This window comes from Mesorhizobium sp. M7A.F.Ca.CA.003.01.2.1 (genome assembly GCF_003998945.1).
Taxonomy (GTDB): domain Bacteria; phylum Pseudomonadota; class Alphaproteobacteria; order Rhizobiales; family Rhizobiaceae; genus Mesorhizobium; species Mesorhizobium ciceri.
In genome coordinates, this window is record NZ_RZRA01001098.1 from 1 (window position 1) to 1665 (window position 1665).

Genomic DNA, 1665 nt, shown 5'->3' on the forward strand with positions numbered 1-1665 from the left:
CTATTGTTCCGAAGTCTTCCGCGGCGGCATCGAGAATGTGGATGGCGGCCAGTGGGAGGCCTGTACGGCACTAAACCTTTCGCGAACGCGGACCTGGCGAACAATCATTCTGCCGCAGGCGATCCCGCCCATGGTGCCAGCTCTGGGCAATTACTTCATCGGCATGTTCAAGGACACGCCGGTCCTGGCGGCAATCTCGATCTTCGAGATGCTGCAGCAGGCGAAAAATTTCGGGGGCAATAACTATCGATACATAGAAGCGATCACTATGTGCGGCTTCTTCTACTACGTGTTCAGCTTGGTTGCTTCCGCTATCGTGCAGTCGGTCCGCGTCTGGCTCAACCGCCGCTACCATCTGCAATAGGGAGGCCTTATACTATGAGCGAATTTGTGCTTCGCTTCGAGGACGATCTCACGAAGCGCCCTAGGGCATCAGCCAGGCGGGACGAGCTTGACCTCGATATCAGGCGCAGCGAAAAAGTCATGAACGAACCCATAGTTCGCTTCGAGAACGTCACAAAGCGCTACGGCGCGTTGACGGTGCTGGACGAACTCAATCTCGAGATCGCACGCAACGAGAAGGTGTCCATCATTGGTCCGTCCGGCTCGGGCAAGACCACCGTTCTGCGCATGCTGATGACGCTTGAGCACATCAACGGGGGGGTGATATGGGTCGACGGTGAACCGTTGACGCATACGCAGAAGAACGGCCAAATAGTGCCGGCGAGCGAGCGTCATCTCCGTCGCGTGCGTGCCAAGATCGGTATGGTGTTCCAGCACTTTAACCTGTTCCCGCATATGACTGCTCTGCAGAACTGCATGGAGGCGCCGATCTCCGTCCTTGGGCTCTCGAAGAAGGAGGCGGAGGCCCGAGCGGCAGAGCTGCTCGACTTGGTGGGCCTCGGCGACAAGAAGAACCATTTCCCGATCCAGCTTTCCGGGGGCCAGAAGCAACGCGTGGCGATCGCTCGGGCGTTGGCCATGCGGCCCAAGGTGATGCTGTTTGACGAGGTGACATCAGCGCTTGACCCGGAACTGGTTGGAGAGGTGCTCAACGTCATCCGCAAGCTCAGCGCCGAACATGACCTCACAATGCTGATGGTCACGCACCAGATGGGCTTTGCCAAGGAGTTCTCCGATCGCGTGTGCTTCTTTTCTGGCGGTAAGATTGTCGAGCAAGGCCCGCCCAGCCAGCTTTTAGGCAATCCGCAAAACGAGCGAACGCAGCAGTTTCTCAATGCGGTGCTGGAGACGAGGTGAGTTGCGGGTTGTGCCGCTAGTTGAGTTATCCCGTGGGTGGCTTCCGGGCAGGAACTGGTCCGTTCGGAGCAGGCTGCCCTGCGACGAACCTACGCGCGGTTTTTCAGGGCCGGGTTGATGTCGAGGTTACTGCCCCAGTTCATTCAGGACTGCATAACTAGGATCGTCCGGTCCAAGCCCCAGATTGGTCGAGTTAGGTAAATAGCGCTGCCCGTTCGGCAGTTGCGAGCTTGAAGATCTGATGTGCGTTCAATCTGCCATTCAGGGCATCTGGGCTCTGGAAAGTGCCCTAACACGATTGTCTGACGGCGGACGCAAACCCGGTATCCTACAGGCCCGGGGAGGGTCGCACAAGCGTTCTGCGGTTTCCCAGTTTTTACGGCTTTCATGCGAATGCACCAAAAC

General features: G+C 57.7%; 2 protein-coding genes. Both read left to right on the forward strand.

Going from position 1 to position 1665, the window contains the following annotated elements; translation table 11 throughout:
• The coding region (locus EN969_RS30105) for an ABC transporter permease subunit (protein WP_127419683.1) at positions 1–364 on the forward strand (364 nt) is incomplete at its 5' end.
• Positions 365–483: 119 nt separating this feature from the next.
• The gene (ehuA, locus tag EN969_RS30110) at positions 484–1260 is read left to right on the forward strand and encodes an ectoine/hydroxyectoine ABC transporter ATP-binding protein EhuA (RefSeq protein WP_063170381.1); all 777 of its coding nucleotides are present in this window, start codon (positions 484–486) and stop codon (positions 1258–1260) included.
• Positions 1261–1665: the final 405 nt, after the last annotated feature.

Excerpts from the sequence above, each read along its gene's own strand:
- ehuA (WP_063170381.1), top strand. The coding sequence starts at position 484 with ATGAACGAACCCATAGTTCGCTTCGAGAACGTCACAAAGCGCTACGGC.